The sequence below is a fragment of the Rhodoblastus sp. genome (assembly GCF_052145335.1).
Lineage (GTDB): Bacteria > Pseudomonadota > Alphaproteobacteria > Rhizobiales > Beijerinckiaceae > Rhodoblastus.
The window spans coordinates 1-4,453 of the sequence record NZ_JBKQOU010000374.1 but is presented as its reverse complement, the minus strand read 5'-3'; the positions used below and the strand labels follow the sequence as shown (position 1 = coordinate 4,453).

Genomic DNA, 4,453 nt, shown 5'->3' with positions numbered 1-4,453 from the left:
CCCCCCTCGGCTCCGCCCATGCTCGACGGCTACACTTCGGATATGGGAATCCCCGGCACTATATTGAATCCTCGATCGAATCGGCATGCTCGGATAGCGCTCTAATCAGCGAGGCTTGGTATCACATTAAGAATAGATTCGATACCCATCATAAGAAATACTCATCGCACTTATTGATAAAGCAACTTACGCTCTTATTTTGATCTTTCTCTTTTTCATCAAGGTAGCTTGCAACCAAGCTCTGGGTTTTCTTCGCCCACTCTATTTGCTCAACTCCATAAGCGATTCCAAGTCTGGACCCCTCTTCAGGATGCCATTCGAGCTCACCTTTGCCAACATCCGGAATAATGACGGAAACACATCCGCACATAGCGGCGTATTGCGAATATGATGTGTACAAATCGTATGAATAGCAAACTTCTACACGATTAAATACGTCGGCTGCTTCGTGGTGACTCAGGCCGTCTATCAGAATGCTGCCCCTTAGATCGTGAACAATTTGCCTTCCTGCACCCTTCCTTAATATGTAACATGTCCCAGTCCGCTTCCCAAAATTTGTTTGCCTATAAATATCTTTTCGAATCTGTTGAACGTACAACTGACCGCCACACACCTGTTTCAACTCGTTGCTATTGAATGCTTCCTGGTAATAAAAAATCAAGTCAGCGGGCCCGTAATCAACGACACCCGTGTGAAACCCCGGCTTATGCAGCAACCAGCGTACAACGTTTTTCGCATTCAGCGGATTGCCCGCAATTATCTCCGGATAGACAACGATAGCCTCGTCAACATTAAACCGTAATTTAACTGGCGTGCGAAAACCGTGGAAGGTTTTAAAGTCAATAGCGGTTTTCTTATTGACCCAATCACGGAGCTTTAAAACCGCCCTCCGCACTGGGCGGGTCTTATGAATATCAGCTGGTAAGGGATCGACGATCGGGCAAAGGTACGCGTCACGTCCAGAGCGATTGATTAAATCGCACAGCCTATGTAGCGCTATTGAACCGCCGGTGTTTTCAGAGTACCCATAACTATGAATTATAAATTGGCGTGATTGGCTCATTTGTGCGAACTATACCTCCGGCAACTTATTGTTAGCGACCTGGATCCTTTGTCGCAAGGCTTCCTAGCAATGGAGAATGATTGCAGGTGAGTAGAATGACGCTGACCGGCGGACGCGCAACCCGCCGCTTCGCGTCCTCTTGTTTGCAAAACTACGGAGTCTTGTGCAATCGCCGTCATTGCGAAGCCCTGCCCCGGCGCGACAAAACTATGTTGAAAAGAATCTCCGTGAGCTCCATGAAGATCGTTAATCGTAGCGCGAACCCGACACCGATATAAGTGGCGGCGCCGAGGCCGACCAATGCGCCAAGTTCAAGGGACGGCGTGAGATTTATGGCGCTTCGAGCAAACATCAGCAATACACCCATAAGCGCGCCGACTAAGAATATGCCTTTTAAATCCTCCAATTGCGCGCGAATCCCGTAATTGAAGAAGCGTCCGGAAGGAGCCGCATTGGTGAACGCAGCGATCACGCCTGAGACGACCTGACTGACGGCAAGTCCCATGATTCCGAAAAAACTGCCGACAAGCATCGTGGCGAACCCGGTCGATTGTTTAATGATCTCTATCTTCAAGAAAGTGCTCGAGTCGCCCCGCGCGAGGATCGCTTGAACGTTTATGACATGAATGGGCCACAACAGTCCGGAAAAAGCCAGCACGGAGAGAATCGGCGCCGACTGGCGCCATTTCTCGCCAAACAATGTGACAACTACTAGGTCGGATAGCAAGGCAAGTCCAATCATCGCTGGGATATTGATTGCCATGGCAGCTCGCAACGCGAAGCTGACGCCGCGCCGTAACGCCGCCATATCATCGGCGCGCGCCGAAAAAAGCGGCAGCGAGGCGCGGCCGATAAGCGACGAAAGCATTCCACTCGCAACCGCCTGAACGTTGGAGCCGCGATTGTAGAAACCGAGCTCTCCCACACCATACAGCTTGCCGACAATCACCGTGAACCCCTGATTGTAAGAAAGGTCAAGGAGGCTCGACAAAAGGAGATTGGCGCTAAACTGCAACTGCGCCAGCACAGGCGCGATTTTGAAGGTCAAGCTTGGGCGCCAACGGCCTACGTACCACAACGAAAGCGTCGTCGTCGCCGACATCGCGAGCATTTGCCAAGCAAGCGACCAGACGCCAAATCCCGCGAATGCTAAGCCGATACCAAGGCCGCCGGAAACCGAGGTCGCCATCGCGCCGACTATGAGCAGCTGTCGAAATCGAAGGGCGCGTATCAAAAGAGCGCTTTGTACGGCACCAAGCGCCGCAATGACCACTTGTGCCGCCGCCACAATCATCAGCGACCGCAAGACCGGTTGGCCATAGAATTGCGCGGCATATGGGGCAACGAACAACAACGTCCCAGCGCACAGCAACCCAACCGCGAGATTGAACCAAAAGACCGAGGTCTCTTCTTCCTGGCTGCTGTTTTGACTGCGGATGAGCGCGACGCTCATGCCACTGTCCACGAAGAGCATCGACAGGCTCGTGAACAACGTCAGAAGCGCTATAATGCCGAAGTCGGACGGCGATAAAAGCCGCGCCAGTATCAGGGAAATGAAAAACTGAACGCCCTGTCGCAGCAAAATGTCGGCACCACTCCAAAGGCCCGCAACTGCCGCTTTTTCTTTGGCCATCAGCACTGTCCTTGTTCAGACGAAAGAGAACGAGCAGCAGCTCGATCTACTGAAAATCGCACTTCCACCTCCAATAGAGTTCGTGAACGCCTTTGGCGCTTTTTTGCGGGAGTGCCTAGTAGCATAGAAAGTCAATCTGTTCGATGGCGAAACCATACAGCGTCGCCGCCTCACGTCCCCTTGATAATATCAATTACGCGTTGCTGCTCTTCTGGCCGCAACGCCGGGTAGATCGGCAGGCACAGCACTTTGGCCGAGGCATCGGTCGCCACGGGCAAGTTCTCGCGCTGCGCGGAAGGCAAGGCGCGGTACATCGGAAAGTCGGTAATCAGCGGGTAAAAGTAGCGTCGCGCAAAAATGCCATGATCCTTGAGTTTTTGAAGTAAACCGTCACGGCTTAAAGGATGATCTCGCTGCACCAGGAGGGGAAAATATGCGTAATTGGCGACGACCTCGCCCGCGTCGCCAAGGCAAAGGACGCCTTTCGTGTCCGCCAGTTGCTTGCGATAGACTGCGTCAATCTCTTTCCGGCGCGCCAAGGCTTGATCAATGTGTTGAAGCTGTAGCAGGCCAAAGGCGGCGTTGAACTCGCTCATCTTGCCGTTGATGCCGGGCGCCACCACCGTCACTTCGTCAACAAAACCGAAGTTTTTTAGGTGGTCGATACGCTGTTTTGTTTTGGCGTCGGGACAAATGATAGCGCCGCCTTCAAAGGTGTTGAAGACCTTGGTCGCATGAAAACTTAACACAGAGAGATCGCCGTGGTTGAGCACACTGCCACTGTGGCACTGAACGCCAAAGGCGTGAGCGGCGTCATAGACGACCTTGAGGTTGTAATTGTCGGCGATCTTTTGGATGGCCTCCATGTCACAAGGGTGGCCGTAAACATGCACAGGTAGGATGGCAGTGGTGTGCGGCGTGATCGCGGCTTCGATTTTGGCCGGGTCGAGGTTCAGCGTCTTCGCGTCGATGTCCACAAACACTGGTTTGACGCCGTTCCAGAGCAGGGAATGCGCCGTGGCCACGAATGAATACGGAGTGGTGATGACCTCGCCTGTGATGCGCAGCGCTTGCAACGCGGTAACCAGCGCAATTGTGCCGTTTGTGAACAACGCCAGGTGTTTAACGCCAAGATAGTCGCAAAGCGCTTGTTCGAAGGTCTGGTGGTACGGTCCCCCATTGGTCAGGAGCTTATTTTTCCATATTTCCTGCAAGTAAGGGAGAAACGCCTCCAACGATGGGAGGGAAGGTTGGGTAACATAGATGGGCTGTGTGACCGGGGATTCGGCTTTGGGTAAGGAACTCATGCTTTTGAGCGCTCCGCTGGGTCTCGCTTGACTCTAGTCAGAATATTTAAGTGCTTGAGGAATTCCCGAATTTCTTCGACCGATGCCTGGTGATGATAAACCATAAAGATGGCCGCAAACACATCCATTCGGCCTTTCCAACCGCAGCCGGTATGGCTGGCGGCCAAGCCCTGTCCCAGATTTGATGGCGCGCTGAACGACAGCCCGTGCCTATCTCCGGGCTGGGCATCCCTCCGGGTTTGTGACCGTCAACACTATCACAATTCCAACTTTAGTCGAAAGTGTAATGTTCAAATCACAAAGACCGCCCTCAAACTCGCCTATCAGCCCGGTGAAAATGTCGCGATTTGATCAGGCGACTTCGCGTGTGACAGCGACAATTAGGGCAGCCGTCTCCACGTCGGACGCGGCGATGATCACGAAGGCGATCGTGTCGGCGGCCTGAATAAC

The 4,453-nt window shown here is 53.0% G+C and carries 3 protein-coding genes; all 3 read right to left on the bottom strand.

Going from position 1 to position 4,453, the window contains the following annotated elements:
• Window positions 1–148: 148 nt before the first annotated feature.
• On the bottom strand, window positions 149–1,063 hold the full coding sequence (locus ACLP2E_RS22115; RefSeq protein WP_442467143.1) for a hypothetical protein: 915 nt from the start codon (window positions 1,061–1,063) through the stop codon (window positions 149–151).
• A 175-nt stretch (window positions 1,064–1,238) separates the two neighbouring features.
• Window positions 1,239–2,696 carry a lipopolysaccharide biosynthesis protein gene (locus ACLP2E_RS22110; RefSeq protein ID WP_442467142.1) on the bottom strand — a complete coding sequence of 486 codons (1,458 nt, stop codon included), beginning with the start codon at window positions 2,694–2,696 and terminating at the stop codon, window positions 1,239–1,241.
• A gap of 170 nt (window positions 2,697–2,866) precedes the next feature.
• Complete coding sequence (locus tag ACLP2E_RS22105) at window positions 2,867–4,003, bottom strand: DegT/DnrJ/EryC1/StrS family aminotransferase (RefSeq protein ID WP_442467141.1); 1,137 nt, start codon at window positions 4,001–4,003, stop codon at window positions 2,867–2,869.
• Window positions 4,004–4,453 lie beyond the last annotated feature (450 nt).